Genomic DNA, 16,102 nt, shown 5'->3' with positions numbered 1-16,102 from the left:
ATAATTTTCAGCGTGAGGTTAAATATGCAAATGCGCACATTAAGTGATCAATTAAATTTATTATTACTGGGCTTCACCTCATTAAAAGACGAAGGGAAATTTAATGAACCAAATCTTGACGGCACGCCGGGGGATTATATTTCCTTTACCAGCTGGGAGTGGCCGCAGGGCGTCGGTTTATTTGGCATGGTCAGACTGTGGGAATTTACGCGGCGGGATGACATTTATAACCAAATCGACCGCTGGTTTGAGGAGAATATCGCCAAAGGGCTGCCACCGCTGAATATCAACACCACCGCGCCAATGCTGCCGCTGTCGCTCTTCTGGTCCCATCACCGTAACCCGCGCTATCAGCAGGTGCTGGATGCCTGGGCCGATCGCGTGATGACAGAATTGCCGCGTACGCCGGAGCGTGGCTTCCAGCATGTGGTCTCCGACGGTATCAACGAGCAGGAGATCTGGGACGATACGCTGTTTATGGTGGTGCTGTTCCTCGGCCATTACGGCACTGTTTCCGGTCGCCAGGAGTTGGTGGATGAAGCTGTGCGCCAGTTCCTGCTTCACGCCCGCTACCTCAACGATCCGCACACCGGGTTATGGTTTCACGGCTGGAGCTTCGCCGAAAAGAGCAACTTCGCCAATGCGCGCTGGGCGCGCGGCAATGCCTGGATCACCGTCGGCATTCTTGAGTTTATTGAACTGACCGATCTCGGTGGCGGCGTGCGCGACTACCTGCTTGAGTGCCTGAAAGCGCAGGTTAACACTCTGTTGGATCTGCAGGCGGAGAGCGGCGCATGGCACACCCTGCTCGACCACCCCGACTCTTATGAAGAGATCTCCGCCACCGCCGGGTTTGGTTATGGTCTGTTAAAAGGCGCGCGGCTCGGCATTGGCGATGCGCGCTGGAAAGCGGCGGGATTAAAAGCGCTGGCCGCCGTGCAGAATAATATTGATAACCGCGGCACCGTACACAATGTCTCCTACGGCACGCGCATGGGCCGAACCCTGCAATTTTATAAGGATATTCCCCTCCAACCGACGGGCTATGGTCAGGCGCTGGCAATTTTATGCCTCAGCGAAGGTCTGCGTCTGACAGAAAATAAATAAAAGATACCTCTGTACCTGGAGAAAATAATGACCACGCCGCAAAAGAATTATTGTTATTTTCCGCTCACGATAAATAACGCCGTGCGCTACTGGCAATTATCGCCCATCTCTTCTCTGCCCTATGATGTGGCAGACCAGCCGATGCAGGGCGAGATGGATCCCTTTTTCTTTTTAAGTAAACATAAAAACTTTATTCCCCACACCTACCCGTGCCGCACGGAATTTCAGCGCGATTTCGCCGGGAAAAAACCAACGCCATTTGGCGAAACCGCAATGACGACGTGGTGGTTTCCGTTTGGCTCGGATCGCGTCGATCTCTCCGGCTTCTGGTTTCGCCCGACGCGCGTCGGCGCGCTGGCAAAAAGTTACCTTGTGGCGGAAGAGCCACGCGAGCACACCTTTCGCCTGACCACCTGCGGGGCAGCGGTCGTCTCGGTGAACGGTAAAGAGGTGGCGTGGAAGGCGGATTATCAGCGTAACCTCGAGAGCGTGTTTGAGTTTACGGTCACGCTAAATGCCGGGTTAAACGAGATTGCTGTCTGGTTTGACGATCTGGCCGAGCGCGATATTCGCTTCTTCTTCCAGCTCGACTATTTGCAGGGCGCGCCGCTGCACATTGCGCTGCCGACGCCGATCGGTGGCGAGATGACCCGCCATATGGAGCAACTGCTTGATGGTATCTCCTTTGATCAGGTGACCTACACCTCCGGCCCGGTGCGTCTGCGCTTTCCGCAACCGGCTGCGGAGACTCTGCATCTCGCCATTCGCGTGTTGGGGGATTTTATCTCCTTAGACAGGCCCGTTGAGCTGTCGGCCACGCTGGAAAAAGGCGAAACGGAGGTGGAGATTGCGCAGAGCGAAGCGCTGCCCGCCGATTTCCGCAATTTTGTTATCAGCCTGGAGAAAGCAGGCTTTCGCATCACCCGCACACTGGGGGTGGAGATCTGCCATGCCGAAGAGCAGGCGCAGGTGCCCGCGACCCAGCAGGCGCGCATCGACGAAGCGCTGCACTATGTGGCGACCCGCGGCGAGTACAGCAGCGTCAAAGCGCTGGCGCGGCTGGCTTGCAATATGAATGACGCGCAGACTCACGCCATGCTTGAAGGGGTGCTGCCCTCGGTCGAAGCATGTCATGACTGCGCGGATTTCACCCTCGTGCCGCTGCTGTGGTGCCGCATTGCCTGGGGTGAGCAGATCGCCGCCGACACGCGGGCGAAGATCGATCAGGCGATCCTCAACTTCCGCTACTGGATGGATGAGCCGGGCAATGATGTGCAGTGGTACTTCTCGGAAAACCACGCCCTGCTGTTTCACACCGCCGCCTATCTGGCGGGCAGCTTCTTTGCTGACAGCACCTTTACGCGCAGCGGTCGAAGCGGGCGAGATCAGGCCGATATCGGACGCACCCGCGTGCTGGCGTGGCTCGATCATTTCGAGCAGTGCGAAATGGCGGAGTGGAACTCGGCCCCCTATTTCCCAATTGATTTAAAAGGGTTAACCGCCCTCGCCGCGCTGGCGGACGATGCTGAAATCGTTGCCCGCAGCCAGCGCGCGATTACCCGTTTATTAGAACAGATTGCGCGTTCCGCCCACCAGGGAACGCTTACCGCCTCGCAGGGGCGCTCTTACGAATACACCTTACGCGCCGGGCAATCGCTGGAGCTATCCGCCCTCTCCCGCCTGCTGTGGGGAAAAGGCAACTTCGGCTGTCGTTTTCACGCCCTGCCGCAAATCGCGCTGCTGCTGCGCCAGCAAAAACTCTCGCTGGCACCGGAACTGGCCGACGTTGCCGTCTGGCAGGGTGATAGTGCGCTGGAGTGGTGCTTCGCCCAGGGCGCGAACCGCATCGCTCGCCTCTATCACTACAAAACGCGCCAGGCGGCGATGGGCTCGATTGCCGGCTATCGCTGGGGCGAATGGGGGTATCAGGAGACGCCGATCCACCTGCGCGTCGGCGACCGGCCAGAAGCACAGATGTGGATCAATCACCCCGGCGAAACCCTGCACGGCGGCTTTGGTCGTCCCTCTTACTGGGGCGGGTGCGGCACGCTGCCGCGCGTGCAGCAGTATCGCGGCCTGGCGGTGCTCCTCTTTCACACCCATGACGGACAACCGGACTTTACCCACGCCTGGCTGCCACAGAGCGCCTTTGATGAACGGCAGATCGATGCAGCGCGCATTCTGCTGCGCGGGGGTGAAGGCATGGTGCAACTGACCGGCAACCAGCCTTTTGAAGTGGTCGATGGCGGCCCGACCCGAGAGTGCGAAGTGCGCCTCTCCGGGCGTGAAACCTGCTGGCTGATCCGCCTTAATGACGATCCCGCGCTCACTACGCTGGCGCAATTTGCTAGCCACTTTGCCGCTTTGCACGTTGAAACGCTGGGCGACGGCACGCTGCAGGTGTGCGATGCGAATTACGGTGAAGTGCTGTTTTATGCCGACGGACGGGTGCAGGCGCAGGGGCGCACACTCGACCCGGCGACGTGGACCGTTGATGGCGAAAGCCGCGAACTCACTCTCTAATCCCTCTGGCGCGTAACGACCCGGCGGGGGACCGTGCGGGTCGGGAGACAGTTTATGGAAACGCAAATTGATAAGGCACGCAGCCCACAGGCGGCGGCACAAAACGACGTTAACCCGAATGCGATCCACAACCCCGCCCGGGCGGTGGCGAAGCCGAAAAGCAACTACCGGTGGGTGATCTGCTCCATGCTGGTGTTCGCCACCACGGTCAACTATATGGACCGGCAGATCCTCGGCCTGCTGGCACCGATGCTGCAAAAGGATATCGGCTAGACGCAGATCGAATATAGCTGGCTGGTGAATGCCTTCACCATTGCTTACGGCATCGGCACACTGGTGTGCGGGCGTATTATCGACAAGCTCAGCACCCGCATCAGCTACGCCATCGCCATGGTGGTGTGGAGCGCCGCCGCCATGCTGCACGCGGTGGTGGGCACCGTGGTCGGCTTTATGATTGTGCGCGTGATTTTGGGGCTGGGCGAAGCGGCTAACTTCCCGGCGGCGATGAAAGTGATCTCCGACTGGTTCCCGAAAAAAGAGCGCACGCTGGCGACCGGTATTCTTGGCGTGGCGGTCAACATTGGCGTGGTGATCTCACCGGCATTGATCCCCTTTATCGCCATTCATTACGGCTGGCACGGCGCATTTCTGATCCTCGGCGGCGTCGGCTTTGTCTGGCTCATCCCGTGGTTTTTAGCCTTTGGCAAAGCGAGCGATAAAGCCAACCAGGAAGAGCTGACGTGGATCCGTCAGGATAAAGAGGAGGCGGTGAACGTCTCCGCCATCAAATGGACGCAGTTGCTGAAGTATCGCCAGCTGTGGGCGTTTGCCCTCGGCAAGATGCTGACCGACCCAATCTGGTGGTTCTTCCTCTTCTGGCTGCCGAAGTGGCTTAACGAGTCGCGCGGGCTGAATATGGAGGGCTTAGGTTTACCGCTGATCGTGATCTACCTGTTTGCGATTGTCGGCAGTCTCGGTGCGGGCTGGCTGCCGGGTAAACTGATGAATATGGGCTTTAGCGCGGCGAAAGCGCGTAAAACCACGATGCTGATTTGCGCCTGCCTGGTGACGCCGATTTTTGCCGCCACCCAGGTCGATAATCTGTGGGCAGCGGTGGCGCTGGTCGGCCTGGCGGCGGCTGCCCACCAGGGCTGGTCAGCCAATATTTTGACCTCCGTTTCCGACCTCTTCCCCAATGCGGCGGTCGGCTCCGTGGTTGGGATTGGCAGTACCTTCGGCATGATTGGCAGCGTGATTTTCTCAACGGTGATTGGTGCCGTGCTGGAGTCATCTGGCAATTACTGGGCGCTGTTTGCTATCAGTTCTGTCGCCTATCTGGTTGCCTAGGGCGTGATGTACCTGCTATTGGTGCCCAAAATGGAGCGGGCTAAATTCGATTAACCCGCTCGTGCTTAAAACGGGGCCGCTTCGGCGCCCCGTTTTGCGACCGACTGACGCTCAACCATCGTGCAGGCCAGCTCAATCCGCCGCGGGGTTTCAACGCTGCCGGCAATCATATCCTGCAACAGCTCCAGCGCGAGGGTGCCCATCTCCTGCACCGGTAAATGCACCGTGGTCAGCGCCGGGGAAGCAAACTCCGCCTGCGGCAGATCGTTCATGCCGACTACCGATACCGCCTCCGGCACGCTGATGCCCAGTTTTGTCAGCCCCTGCATCGCCCCCAGCGCCAGCGAATCATTGGCGCACAGGATCGCGGTGTGCGGGTGTTTCCCCTTCGCAAACCACGCCATCACCGCCTGCTCGGCCAGCTCCGGCAACCAGTCAGTCACGGTGAGAATATCGCCCTCGTCGCAGGAGAGGTGCGCATCGCGCATCGCTTCCCGCCACCCCTCTTCCCGCTGCGCAATGGTGCGCCGACCGGGATGGGTGAGAAACAGAATATGCTGGTGCCCGTGGGCAATCAGGTAGTCGCAGGCCATGCGGGTGGCGGAGCGGTTGCAGGGCAGCACACTGGAGAGGCGCATCAGCGGATCTTCGCTGTTAACCAGCACCGCCGGTTTGCGCAGCCCGGCCACGGCGGTGAGAAAACCGGGGTCATCCACCGTTAACGCCAGCACGCCGCCGATATCGGGTTCGCTCAACAGCGCCTGCAACGCGGGGTCATCCTGGCCGCTCAGGGCATGGGTCGTCAGTTCGACACCGAGCACTTTTGCCCGCTCTTTTAACCCCTGCAACACATACCAGCTGAACTGATAGCGGTTGTAATCGAGCATCGCCGCCTGCGACACCGCCAGCACAATACGCGTGCCGCCAATCTCCTGGGCCGGTGTGTAACGCATGGCGCGAGCGACCTCCTGAATGCGGGCGCGCAGCGTCTCGCTTACTCCCTTCTCGCCCGAGAGCGCACGGGAAACGGTACTGAGCGAGGTGCCGCAACGGGTGGCAATATCATCCAGCCGCACGCGGCGATAAGCAGCGTCGCTCTGATCATCATCCGGTTTACGCGAAACCATAATTGCGTCCATCCTTCTGCCGGTTCGAAGGCCTCAGCATGGCATTTACATAAAGGGTGTCAATAAGTTACAGCGAGGGAGGTGGAGAAATGAGAGGCGCGTCGTTTTCGCGATCGCGAAAAGGAGAAATCCCCCCCGGCACGCTTGCGCCGGGGGGGATACGCCGATTACTGCCCGGCGGTTTTATCAAATTTGCCCAGCATTTCGCGCTCGTAGGCCTGCGCTTTTTTGCGGTCAAACTGGTGTTCCCACTTGGCGATCACCAGCACCGCCAGCGCGTTGCCGACCACGTTCAGCGCGGTACGGGCCATATCGAGGATACGGTCAACACCGGCGATAAACGCCAGCCCTTCCAGTGGAATACCGACGCTACCGAGGGTTGCCAGCAGCACCACAAACGACACGCCCGGCACGCCGGCGATGCCTTTCGAGGTCACCATCAGCGTCAGCACGAGGACGATCTCCTGCCACAGCGACAGGTCGATGCCGTAAAGCTGGGCGATAAAGATGGCCGCGATGCTCTGGTAAAGGGTCGAGCCGTCGAGGTTGAAGGAGTAACCGGTCGGCACCACGAAACTGGTGATCGACGGCGGCGCGCCGTAGGCTTCCATCTTTTCGATAATGCGCGGCAGCACGCTTTCCGAGCTGGCGGTGGAGTAAGCCAGAATCAGCTCATCCTTCAGGATGCGGATTAAGGTCCAGACGCTCAGCCCGCAGACGCGCGCCACCAGACCTAACACCACCAGCGCAAAGAAGATAATCGCGACATAAACGAGGATCACCAGCTTCGCCAGCGGCCAGAGCGAGGCGAAACCAAAATTGGCGACCGTCACCGAAATCAGGGCGAAGACGCCGACCGGCGCGTAACGCATCACCATATGGGTGACTTTAAACATGGTTTCGGAAATGGAGCGGAAGACGGTCACCAGCGGTTCGCGGTGCGTTGCCGGCAGCGAAGAGAGACCCAGACCAAACAGCACCGAGAAGAAGATGATCGGCAGCATGTCGCCTTTCGCCATCGACGCGATAATGTTTGTCGGCACCAGCGACAGGATAGTTCCCATCACGCCGTGGGCGTGGCTCTGCACATCCGCGGTAGTGCTTTGGTATTTCGAAATATCCACCGTTGCCAGCTGCGACATATCAATGCCCGCACCCGGCTGGAAGACGTTGGCCAGCGTAATGCCGAGCACAATCGCAACCGTAGTGATCACTTCGAAATAGATAATGGTTTTCGCGCCAATTCGACCAAGCTGCTTCGCATCGCCAACGCCTGCAATACCCACCACCAGCGTGGAGATGACAATTGGCACCACGATCATTTTGATCAGGTGAATAAAGATATCGCCCGCCGGAGACAGGAAATTCGCAATCAGCCATTCCCGGCTGTCGCTCTGATAATGCAAGTAACTACCCAGAAGAATACCCAGCACCAGGGCCAGCAATATCTGCCAGGCCAGGCTGATTTTCATATTTTTCATCACTACAGACATCCTCAATGAAGCGCCATTCCATGCACAGGAACGACACATACTGAAAGGGTATGATTTGCGTTGCACGGTATTGCGGGGGTTTTTAACGCGCATTATCAGTACCATTTGCAAGGTGTAACGCGCAACCCTATAGCGGGAGGGGGTTTGACTGATTTTTTAAGGAAAAACCGTCTTTTATTCCAGTTATGAAAAATAACTACTTGTTATAGAAAACTTTTCACTCTGCGTAATTCCAATATTTAACTTTGGAAATTAATACACTGAAATTGTTCGGTTGCGCACTTTTTAATCATCAGAAATGTCGTACAACCGATCCCACACCGAAATTTCCACTGCGATTTTCTATTTAAAGAGTGAATAATCCATGACAAAAATTATTAAGAGCCTATTGGTTCAGTGGTTTATTTTCAGGTGCTTACGCTTGTTCACCTTTTATCCAGCAAATAGCACGGTAATCAAATTGCCTTATTCCATAACGTACTGTTATGAAGGAAATTTCTCTCTCCGCGTGCTTTTTAGCGCCTTTCAGGTTCGGCACAAACGGTTTTGCCAATTTGCAGTTGCGTTGCCTAATGCGTGATCTATCGCGCAAATAATAAACAAAGCAGGCAAAGGCCCTACAATTAACGTTCTTGTGACATATTATTAACATCTTACAAGGAGAGCAACCGCCATGAGCCAAATACATAAACACGATATTCCCGCGAACATTGCGGAGCGTTGCCTGATCGATCCACAGCAGTATGAAGCCAAATATCAGCAGTCCGTTAGCGACCCGGAGACCTTCTGGGGCGAAGAGGGCAAAATCCTCGACTGGATTAAACCCTATACCACCGTGAAGAACACCTCTTTCGCGCCCGGCAATATCTCTATCAACTGGTATCAGGATGGCACCCTGAACCTGGCCGCGAACTGCCTCGATCGCCATCTCGCCGAGCGCGGCGACCAGCCGGCGATTATCTGGGAAGGCGATGACGCCAGCCAGAGCAAAACCATTACTTACCGCGAACTGCACCGCGATGTCTGCCGCTTTGCCAATGTGCTGGTGGATCTGGGCATTAAAAAAGGCGATGTGGTGGCGATCTATATGCCGATGGTACCGGAAGCGGCGGTGGCGATGCTCGCTTGCGCGCGCATTGGCGCGGTTCACTCGGTGATTTTCGGCGGCTTCTCGCCGGAAGCGGTTGCCGGGCGGATTATCGACTCCAGCTCGCGCTTAGTGATCACCGCCGATGAGGGCGTACGCGCCGGGCGCGCGATCCCGCTGAAGAAGAACGTCGATGACGCGCTGAAAAACCCCAACGTAAAAAGCGTTGAGCATGTGGTGGTATTCAAGCGCACCGGCGGCAATATCGAGTGGCACGAGGGGCGCGATCTCTGGTGGAGCGACTTAACGGCAAATGCCCGCGATGAGCATCAGGCTGTGGAAGTGGGCGCGGAAGATCCGCTTTTTATCCTCTACACCTCCGGCTCGACCGGTAAACCGAAAGGGGTGCTGCACACCACCGGCGGCTATCTGGTCTATGCGGCAACCACCTTTAAATATGTGTTTGATTACCACCCTGGCGACGTCTACTGGTGTACGGCGGATGTCGGCTGGGTCACCGGCCACAGCTATCTGCTCTACGGCCCGCTGGCCTGTGGTGCCATCACGCTGATGTTTGAAGGGGTGCCGAACTGGCCGACCCCGGCGCGCATGAGCCAGGTGGTGGATAAGCATAAGGTCAATATTCTCTACACCGCGCCGACGGCGATCCGCGCCCTGATGGCGGAAGGGGATAAAGCCATTACCGGCACTGACCGTTCGTCGCTGCGCATTTTGGGTTCCGTCGGCGAGCCGATCAACCCGGAAGCCTGGGAGTGGTACTGGTCAAAAATCGGTAACGGCAAATGCCCGGTGATGGACACCTGGTGGCAGACGGAAACCGGCGGTTTTATGATCACTCCGCTGCCCGGCGCGACCCAGTTGAAAGCCGGTTCCGCCACCCGCCCCTTCTTTGGCGTACAGCCTGCGCTGGTTGATAACGAAGGCAATCCGCTTGAGGGCGCGACCGAGGGTAACCTGGTGATCACCGATTCGTGGCCTGGCCAGGCGCGGACGCTGTTTGGCGATCACGACCGCTTTGAGCAGACCTACTTCTCCACCTTCAAAAATATGTACTTCAGCGGCGACGGCGCGCGCCGGGATGAGGATGGCTACTACTGGATCACCGGGCGCGTGGACGATGTGCTCAACGTCTCCGGCCACCGTCTCGGCACGGCGGAGATTGAGTCGGCGCTGGTGTCGCACCCGAAAATCGCCGAAGCGGCGGTGGTCGGTATTCCGCACAACATCAAAGGCCAGGCGATCTACGCTTACGTGACGCTCAATCACGGCGAAGAGCCGTCGCCGGAGCTCTATACCGATGTGCGTAACTGGGTGCGTAAAGAGATTGGCCCGCTGGCGACGCCGGATGTGCTGCACTGGACCGACTCACTGCCAAAAACCCGCTCCGGCAAGATCATGCGCCGCATTTTGCGCAAGATTGCCGCTGGCGATACCAGCAACCTTGGCGATACCTCAACCCTCGCCGATCCGGGCGTAGTGGAGAAACTGCTCGAAGAGAAGCAGTCCATTACCATGCCGTCGTAACCCTGGGCCGGATGCGATGGACCTCGTTATCCGGCTGGCTTTGAAGGTAATCATTACGCCGGATGGCGGCTGACGCCTTATCCGGCCTACATAAGCCCCCTGCGGGTTGTAGGCCGGTTAAGAGGCGTTGCGTCGCCATCCGGCAAAGAAATGTCACTCTACCAACCCTACATTTGCTGGCATTACTTACCTCTGGAGATTTCTGTAATGAATGAAAATCCCGTTTATCAGCGGATAGAAAACAGTGTTCATTTCAGGGAGTTAGTTGAAAAACGGCAACGGTTTGCCTTTCTCTTATCCATCCTTATGCTGATTATCTACGTCGGCTTTATCCTGCTTATCGCTTTTGCCCCGCACTGGCTCGGTACGCCGCTGCATGCGGGCACCACCGTCACGCGCGGCATTCCGATTGGTATCGGCGTGATTTTGATTTCGTTCGTGCTGACGGCGGTCTATGTCTGGCGCGCCAACAGTGAGTTTGAACGGTTGACCCGGGCGGTACTGAGCGAGGTAAAAGCGCCATGAAGAGAGTCCTGACGGCGCTTGCCGCCACACTTCCGCTGGCGGCAAGCGCCGCTGATGCCCTTACCGGCGCGGTACAGCGCCAGCCGACCAACTGGCAGGCGATTATCATGTTCCTGATTTTCGTCGTGCTGACCCTCTATATCACCTACTGGGCGTCCAAACGCGTCCGCTCGCGCAACGATTACTATACGGCGGGCGGCAATATCACCGGTTTCCAGAATGGGCTGGCGATTGCAGGCGACTTTATGTCTGCCGCCTCGTTCCTCGGCATCTCCGCGCTTGTCTACACCTCCGGCTACGATGGGCTGATCTACTCCCTCGGCTTTCTGGTCGGCTGGCCGATTATCCTCTTCCTGATTGCCGAACGGCTGCGTAACCTCGGGCGCTACACCTTTGCCGATGTCGCCTCCTATCGCCTGAAGCAGGGGCCGATTCGAATCCTCTCTGCCTGCGGTTCGCTGGTGGTGGTGGCGCTCTATCTGATTGCGCAGATGGTCGGCGCGGGCAAACTTATCCAGCTGCTGTTCGGCCTGAACTACCACATCGCGGTGGTGCTGGTTGGCGTGCTGATGGTGATGTATGTGCTGTTCGGCGGCATGCTCGCCACCACCTGGGTGCAGATCATCAAAGCCGTACTGCTGCTGTTCGGTGCCAGTTTTATGGCCTTTATGGTGATGAAACATGTCGGCTTCAGCTTCAATAATCTGTTTAGCGAAGCGATGGCGGTGCACCCGAAAGGCGAGGCGATCATGAGCCCAGGCGGGCTGGTGAAAGACCCAATCTCGGCGCTGTCGTTAGGCCTCGGGCTGATGTTCGGTACTGCCGGTTTACCGCATATTTTGATGCGTTTCTTTACGGTCAGCGATGCGCGGGAAGCGCGTAAAAGCGTGCTCTACGCCACCGGCTTTATGGGCTACTTCTACATCCTGACCTTTATCATTGGGTTTGGTGCCATCATGCTGGTCGGCGCGAACCCGGCGTTCAAAGATGCGGCGGGCGCGCTGATTGGCGGCAACAATATGGCGGCGGTGCACCTTGCCGATGCCGTGGGCGGCAACCTGTTCCTCGGCTTTATCTCTGCCGTCGCCTTCGCCACCATTCTGGCGGTGGTCGCAGGCCTGACGCTGGCGGGCGCTTCGGCGGTGTCGCACGATCTCTACGCCAACGTCTTCCGTAAAGGCGCGACGGAGCGCCAGGAGCTGCGGGTGTCGAAAATCACCGTGCTGATCCTCGGCGTGGTGGCGATCCTGCTGGGCATTCTGTTCGAGAATCAGAACATTGCCTTTATGGTGGGGCTGGCCTTCTCTATCGCCGCAAGTTGTAACTTCCCGATTATCCTGCTGTCGATGTACTGGTCGAAACTGACCACGCGCGGGGCGATGATCGGCGGCTGGCTCGGCCTGCTGACGGCGGTGATTTTGATGGTGCTTGGCCCGACGATTTGGGTGCAGATCCTCGGCCATGCCGCTCCGGTCTTCCCGTATGAATACCCGGCGCTCTTCTCGATTGCCGTGGCCTTTATCGGCATTTGGGTCTTCTCGGCGACCGACAACACCGAAGCGGGCAAACGCGAGCGTGAACTGTTCCGCGCCCAGTTTATCCGCTCACAAACCGGCGTCGGTATCGAGCAGGGCCGCGCGCACTAACCTCCCCTCTTCCCGGCCACTTTTGGCCGGGGATCACACTTTCCCCTCTCCGCCGTAGGCATATTTCGTCATCGCGCTACAGTAACCTTATCGAATTGAAACAACGTTCCATTAATTCAGCAAATCAATTCATAAGAGAGAATGCGATGAAAAAATATGCCTTAGTCGGTACGGGCGGGCGTGCCGGTTTATATATCTCCGCCATTGGCGGTCAGTGGAGAGAGAATGCCCGCATGGTGGCGTTCTGCGATACCAACCAGACGCGGATGGATTACGCCAACCAGCTGTTAATGCAGGAGGGCGCGGCTTCTGTTCCCACATGGCTTGCTGGGCAGTTTGAGACGATGATCCGCGAAACGCGCCCCGATACGATTATCGTCACCACCATGGACAGAACCCACGATGACTATATCGTTCGCGCCCTGCGCGTGGGCTGCGATGTAATCACCGAAAAACCGATGACCATCGACGAGACGCGCGCGCTGCGTATTCTGGATGCCATTGAAGAGACCGGCAAAACCGTGCGCGTCGCGTTCAACTATCGCTATGCACCGCACCACAGCAAAGTGCGTGAACTGCTGATGAACAAAACCATCGGCGAAGTCTACTCGGTGCATTTTGAGTGGCTGCTCAATACCGAACATGGCGCGGACTACTTCCGTCGCTGGCACCGGGAGAAGCGCAACAGCGGCGGCCTGCTGGTGCATAAATCGACTCACCATTTCGATCTGATGAACTTCTGGCTCGACAGCTTCCCGCTGCGGGTGTATGCCGAGGGCGGCCTGCGCTTCTACGGGAAAGAGAATGCCGAGAAGCGCGGCGTGACGCACTTCTACCCGCGCGCGCACGGCTATGCCGCTGCCCAGGACGACCCGTTTGCGCTGCATATGGCGGATAACCCGCAGTTAAAAGCGCTCTATCTTGATGCGGAACATGAGGATAACTACTGGCGCGATCAGAGCGTCTTTAGCGACGGCATCACTATTGAGGATACGATGTCGGTGCTGGTGAAGTACCAGAATCAGTGCCAGCTGACCTATTCACTCAACACCTATCTGCCGTGGGAAGGTCTGAACGTGGTGTTTAACGGTAGCCTCGGGCGGCTGGAGATGAAAATCGTCGAGAAATCCTATGTGAATGCAGGCGGCGAGCGCGCCAATGAGGGGAGCCTGACCTCGTGTGATATCACCGTTTTCCCGATGTTTGCCGCGCCGTGGAAAGCGGAGTTTACCCTCGGCGAAGGCGGGCACGGTGGCGGGGATAACGCGATGTTGGCGGATCTGTTTGGCACTCCGGATAACGACCCGCTGCAACGCGCAGCCGATCACCGCGCGGGGGCGATGTCGATATTGACCGGCATTGCGGGCAATATCTCCCTCCAGCAGCAGCGGCCGGTCAATTTTAACGAGTTTGAGTTGGTCGCGCGGTTGAAGCAGGCGGCGCAACGCGCATAAAGAGAGGTATTGAAGCCGTTTAATGCCTGATGGCGCTGCGCTTATCAGGCCTACGTTTGGCATCCGGCCTATGGTTTTGTAGGCCGGATAAGGCGCAGCCGCCATCCGGCATTGCGGGCAATATCTCCCTCCAGCAGCAGCGGCCGGTCAATTTCAACGAGTTTGAGTTGGTCGCGCGGTTGAAGCAGGCGGCGCACCGCACATAAAGAGAGGTATTGAAGCCGTTTAATGCCTGATGGCGCTGCGCTTATCAGGCCTACGTTTGGCATCCGGCCTAAGGTTTTGTAGGCCGGATAAGGCGCAGCCGCCATCCGGCATTGCGGGCAATATCTCCCTCCAGCAGCAGCGGCCGGTCAATTTCAACGAGTTTGAGTTGGTCGCGCGGTTGAAGCAGGCGGCGCAACGCGCATAAAGAGAGGTATTGAAGCCGTTTAATGCCTGATGGCGCTGCGCTTATCAGGCCTACGTTTGGCATCCGGCCTACGGTTTTGTAGGCCGGATAAGGCGCAGCCGCCATCCGGCATTGCAGCCAAGCTTACTTGTTCTCGATGAGCAGCGCTTCGAGCAGATCGAGGTCGTGCAGCATCTTTTGCAGCGTCTCGTTACTGATCTGGCGGGTGGCGCGCAGATGGTAGAGCTCGGCGCGCTCCGAGCGCAGCGCCGCCAGGCGGAAGCGGCGTTCGAGGTTCTCTTCCTGCAGGGTGTTTTCCGCATCATTACGACCATCGGCGCGGCGGCGCAGGTTACCAATCACCCGCGAACTCACCTCCGTCAGCAGCTGGGTATCGATATTCTCTTCGGTATCCGCTGCCAGGCGCTCCTCCATCTTCTGGATCGCCACAATCGCCACATCGGCGGTCGCCGCGCGCGCCATGCGCTCCTCTTTCTGCTGCTGGGCGTGGTCACGCACTTCGATACGCTGCAACAGCATCGGCAGGGCAATCACGCCGACAAAGAGTGAAAAGAGGATCACCCCGGCGGCAAGGAACACCAGCTCATAACGCGCCGGGAAGACATCGCCGGTCGGCAGCAGGAGCGGAATTGAGAGCACACCGGCAAGGGTAATCGCCCCGCGCACACCGGCAAAAGTGGCAATCAACAGTTCGCGGGTGCTCCATGCGCCGAACTCCATCGGCTTGTTGGTCAGGAAGCGACGGCTGAAGTTCTTCATCACCCACAGCCAGCCAAAACGCACCAGCATCAGCGCAGCATAAATCAGCACGATATCGGTAAACAGCATCCAGGTTTCGACGTTGGGATCGGCTTCTGCCGCCACCAGCGAGGACTCCAGAATCCCCGGCAGTTGCAGGCCCAACAGCAGGAACACCATGCCGTTAAAGACAAACTCCAGCATCGACCAGGTGCTGTTTGCGCGCAGGCGCATCGCCAGCGGTGCGGTGCGCATCACGCCAGAGCGGGTAATAGTCATCCCGGCGGCGACGGCGGCGAGAATGCCGGAGAAGCCGATATGCTCGGCAATCAGGTAAGAGGCGAACGGCAGCAGGAACAGCAGCACGATTTGCGTGGCCGGTTCGTCGCCACCCCAGCGGCTGAGGAAACGCAGCGAGCGACCATAGAGCCAGCTGACGGCGAAACCGGCCAGCAGGCCGCCAATCGCCACTTTGAAGAACTCGACCGTGGCGCCGCCGACGGTAAAGACCATCGTGCCCATTGCCACGGCGACCGCGAACTTCAGCGACACCAGGCCGGAGGCGTCATTCATCAGCGCCTCACCCTGCAGGATGCCCATGATCTTTTTCGGGATGCGCCCTTCACCAACGATGCCGGAGAGCGCCACCGCATCGGTTGGCGACAGCACCGCCGCCAGCGCAAAGGCCGGTACCAGCGGGATGCCCGGCACCATCCAGTAAATTAAGAAGCCGATACCCACCACGGTGACCAGCACCAGTGCCAGCGCAAGACCAAATATCTCGCGCCCGTGCTCAAGGAATTCGCGCGTCGGCGTTTTCCAACCGTCGGCAAAGAGCAGCGGCGGAATAAACAGCACAAGGAAGAGTTCCGGGTCGAACTCAACGTGCAAACCGAAGGTTGGTAAGGCGAGTAACGCACCGATGGCAATCTGCATCAGCGGTAAGGGGATTTGAAACGGCAGAACTCGAGTGATAACACCGGAGAGCGATACCACAAGGGTCATGATGAGAATGGTAAAGAAAATTTCCATGCGTTCCCTGTTTGCAGTGTGTTGTTATACCCGCATCAGACCTGAGACGGGGTCTTTCAGCTTAAC

General features: G+C 58.0%; 11 protein-coding genes. 8 read left to right on the top strand and 3 right to left on the bottom strand.

What is annotated here, in order from left to right; all coding sequences use genetic code 11:
* Nucleotides 1-24: 24 nt before the first annotated feature.
* Genes HF650_RS01810 through HF650_RS01800 form a run of 4 tightly spaced genes read left to right on the top strand, consistent with a single transcriptional unit; the run spans nt 25 to nt 4,977 of the window.
* On the top strand, nt 25-1,107 hold the full coding sequence (locus tag HF650_RS01810; protein ID WP_187800931.1) for a glycoside hydrolase family 88 protein: 1,083 nt from the start codon (nt 25-27) through the stop codon (nt 1,105-1,107).
* Between the two features lie 27 nt (nt 1,108-1,134).
* Nucleotides 1,135-3,630, top strand: coding sequence for a hypothetical protein (locus HF650_RS01805; protein WP_187800930.1), 2,496 nt, complete (start codon nt 1,135-1,137; stop codon nt 3,628-3,630).
* 54 nt (nt 3,631-3,684) lie between these two features.
* Nucleotides 3,685-3,903: a hypothetical protein gene (locus HF650_RS25180; protein ID WP_223284261.1), complete on the top strand. Its 219-nt coding sequence runs from the start codon at nt 3,685-3,687 to the stop codon at nt 3,901-3,903.
* A gap of 24 nt (nt 3,904-3,927) precedes the next feature.
* Nucleotides 3,928-4,977: an MFS transporter gene (locus HF650_RS01800; protein WP_223284260.1), complete on the top strand. Its 1,050-nt coding sequence runs from the start codon at nt 3,928-3,930 to the stop codon at nt 4,975-4,977.
* Nucleotides 4,978-5,042: 65 nt separating this feature from the next.
* Here the strand turns inward: HF650_RS01800 and HF650_RS01795 are convergent, their stop codons facing one another.
* Both HF650_RS01795 and gltP read right to left on the bottom strand, forming a co-directional pair.
* On the bottom strand, nt 5,043-6,104 hold the full coding sequence (locus tag HF650_RS01795; RefSeq protein ID WP_187800929.1) for a LacI family DNA-binding transcriptional regulator: 1,062 nt from the start codon (nt 6,102-6,104) through the stop codon (nt 5,043-5,045).
* A gap of 167 nt (nt 6,105-6,271) precedes the next feature.
* The gene (gltP, locus tag HF650_RS01790) at nt 6,272-7,585 is read right to left on the bottom strand and encodes a glutamate/aspartate:proton symporter GltP (protein WP_187800928.1); all 1,314 of its coding nucleotides are present in this window, start codon (nt 7,583-7,585) and stop codon (nt 6,272-6,274) included.
* 685 nt (nt 7,586-8,270) lie between these two features.
* Between gltP and acs the strand changes: the two genes are divergently transcribed.
* The 4 genes from acs to HF650_RS01770 all read left to right on the top strand — a co-directional run bounded on the left by acs (nt 8,271) and on the right by HF650_RS01770 (nt 13,854).
* Nucleotides 8,271-10,229 carry an acetate--CoA ligase gene (gene acs, locus HF650_RS01785; protein WP_187800927.1) on the top strand — a complete coding sequence of 653 codons (1,959 nt, stop codon included), beginning with the start codon at nt 8,271-8,273 and terminating at the stop codon, nt 10,227-10,229.
* Between the two features lie 207 nt (nt 10,230-10,436).
* A complete protein-coding gene (locus HF650_RS01780; RefSeq protein ID WP_187800926.1) occupies nt 10,437-10,754 on the top strand; it encodes a DUF485 domain-containing protein in 318 nt (105 codons plus the stop codon).
* A complete protein-coding gene (actP, locus tag HF650_RS01775) occupies nt 10,751-12,400 on the top strand; it encodes a cation/acetate symporter ActP (RefSeq protein WP_187800925.1) in 1,650 nt (549 codons plus the stop codon). The genes HF650_RS01780 and actP overlap by 4 nt, the downstream gene beginning before the upstream one ends.
* Nucleotides 12,401-12,546: 146 nt before the next feature.
* Nucleotides 12,547-13,854, top strand: a complete 1,308-nt coding sequence (locus tag HF650_RS01770) for a Gfo/Idh/MocA family oxidoreductase (protein WP_187800924.1) — start codon at nt 12,547-12,549, stop codon at nt 13,852-13,854.
* 535 nt (nt 13,855-14,389) lie between these two features.
* On the opposite strand, the gene HF650_RS01765 is transcribed toward HF650_RS01770, so the two are convergent.
* Entirely contained in the window at nt 14,390-16,036 is a 1,647-nt protein-coding gene (locus HF650_RS01765; RefSeq protein ID WP_187800923.1) for a Na+/H+ antiporter, read from the bottom strand.
* Nucleotides 16,037-16,102: the final 66 nt, after the last annotated feature.

It is taken from the genome of Kosakonia sp. SMBL-WEM22 (assembly GCF_014490785.1).
Lineage (GTDB): Bacteria > Pseudomonadota > Gammaproteobacteria > Enterobacterales > Enterobacteriaceae > Kosakonia.
This window is presented reverse-complemented; position numbering and strand designations above follow the sequence as displayed.

Bases quoted from the DNA above. Each gene is read 5' to 3' on its own strand.
- HF650_RS01810 (WP_187800931.1), top strand. From the start codon at position 25: ATGCAAATGCGCACATTAAGTGATCAATTAAATTTATTATTACTGGGC.
- HF650_RS01805 (WP_187800930.1), top strand. From the start codon at position 1,135: ATGACCACGCCGCAAAAGAATTATTGTTATTTTCCGCTCACGATAAAT.
- HF650_RS25180 (WP_223284261.1), top strand. From the start codon at position 3,685: ATGGAAACGCAAATTGATAAGGCACGCAGCCCACAGGCGGCGGCACAA.
- HF650_RS01795 (WP_187800929.1), bottom strand. From the start codon at position 6,104: ATGGTTTCGCGTAAACCGGATGATGATCAGAGCGACGCTGCTTATCGC.
- gltP (WP_187800928.1), bottom strand. From the start codon at position 7,585: ATGAAAAATATGAAAATCAGCCTGGCCTGGCAGATATTGCTGGCCCTG.
- acs (WP_187800927.1), top strand. From the start codon at position 8,271: ATGAGCCAAATACATAAACACGATATTCCCGCGAACATTGCGGAGCGT.
- HF650_RS01780 (WP_187800926.1), top strand. From the start codon at position 10,437: ATGAATGAAAATCCCGTTTATCAGCGGATAGAAAACAGTGTTCATTTC.
- actP (WP_187800925.1), top strand. From the start codon at position 10,751: ATGAAGAGAGTCCTGACGGCGCTTGCCGCCACACTTCCGCTGGCGGCA.
- HF650_RS01770 (WP_187800924.1), top strand. From the start codon at position 12,547: ATGAAAAAATATGCCTTAGTCGGTACGGGCGGGCGTGCCGGTTTATAT.
- HF650_RS01765 (WP_187800923.1), bottom strand. From the start codon at position 16,036: ATGGAAATTTTCTTTACCATTCTCATCATGACCCTTGTGGTATCGCTC.